At 45.8% G+C, this 1,373-nt stretch carries 2 protein-coding genes; both read right to left on the reverse strand.

Translation table 11 applies throughout. The features are described from left to right. The coding region (locus B3182_RS10150) for an OB-fold nucleic acid binding domain-containing protein (RefSeq protein WP_292752643.1) at positions 1-530 on the reverse strand (530 nt) is incomplete at its 3' end. Between the two features lie 71 nt (positions 531-601). Then, positions 602-1,234 carry a DUF502 domain-containing protein gene (locus B3182_RS10155; protein WP_292356073.1) on the reverse strand — a complete coding sequence of 211 codons (633 nt, stop codon included), beginning with the start codon at positions 1,232-1,234 and terminating at the stop codon, positions 602-604. Positions 1,235-1,373 lie beyond the last annotated feature (139 nt).

The raw sequence follows: 1,373 nt of genomic DNA on the forward strand, positions 1-1,373 counted from the left end.
TCGCGCGCGCCTTCCGGGGTAGCTTTGGTCAGGATAGGTGTTTCAATATCCATAAAGCCGTGATTATCGAGATACTGGCGTAATTGGCGGATAATCTGTGAACGAAAGCGCAGCTTTTGCAGCATTTCCGGGCGACGTAAATCGATATAACGATGACGCAGCCGGATATCTTCATTAACTTCAGCCTGTTCCGTCAATGGGAATGGCGGAGTTTCAGAACTGTTCAAAATAGTCACGCGCTTGGCGATAATTTCGATTTTGCCGCTTTTTAAATCGGTATTTTCGCTGCCCGCAGGACGGGGGTTAACCACACCTTCAATTTGTAACACATATTCACTGCGTACTTTTTCAGCCACGGCAAAACTTTCGGCATCTTCCGGATTACAAACGATTTGCACCAGACCTTCACGATCACGCAAATCAATAAAGATAACCCCACCATGATCCCGGCGACGATGCATCCAGCCTGCAACTTTTACCGTTTGTTCAATCAAAGATTCGTTTACATCGCCGCAGTAATGGCTACGCATAATTATTCCAACATCCAAAAATACTGTTTAACACTACACCATTTATATAGATAAAAAGTGTCCGAAATTTTCTATTCAGTGAGCTGCTGATCCTGACGTTTCTTTTGATAGGCTAGTGAGTTTGGCACCACCACGCCCATCGAAATAATCATTTTCAACCCCTCTTCTACCGCCATATCCAATTCAATAACATCAGACTCCGGCACCATCAACACAAACCCCGAGGTAGGATTTGGTGTGGTCGGAATAAACACGCTGATGACATTGGCAATGGTTTTATCCTGCACCTCACCCAGATCATCCGATGTCATAAACGCTAAGCTCCAGACACCTTTGCGTGGATATTCCACCAATAATACTTTTCGAAACGATTTGGCATCTGTTGCCAGCACCGCTTCCATGATTTGCTTAACCGCTGAATAAAGCGTTCTGACCAGCGGGATTCTTGCCAGTAATGATTCCCAGAACGCCACTAATCGACGCCCCAATAAGTTGGCCATTATCATGCCGGTGATTAAAACCAGCGCCACTGCCAGTAATACTCCCAAACCGGGAATATGAAAGCCGAGCAGCCTATCGGGCTGAAATGCGTCCGGCAACAGCAACAGACTTTTATCTAAAAAACCAACTATCGCCCGGACCACTAAAAAAGTGACCCCAAGCGGCATCCAGACCAGCAGGCCTGCTATTAAATATTTACGCATTTAAATTTTTAATGACTGCATCCTGTTCCACAGGTATGAGCTGCGGCAGATGAACTGTCTGAGGTTCCGCTGTCGGCAAGATTCCGTTTTGAACCCGATTTAAAATCTGTTTCATACCAGCCCTGGCCTTTAAGACGAT

Source organism: Methylophaga sp. UBA4204, from assembly GCF_002379485.1.
Taxonomy (GTDB): domain Bacteria; phylum Pseudomonadota; class Gammaproteobacteria; order Nitrosococcales; family Methylophagaceae; genus Methylophaga.

Bases quoted from the DNA above. Each gene is read 5' to 3' on its own strand.
- B3182_RS10155 (WP_292356073.1), bottom strand. From the start codon at position 1,234: ATGCGTAAATATTTAATAGCAGGCCTGCTGGTCTGGATGCCGCTTGGG.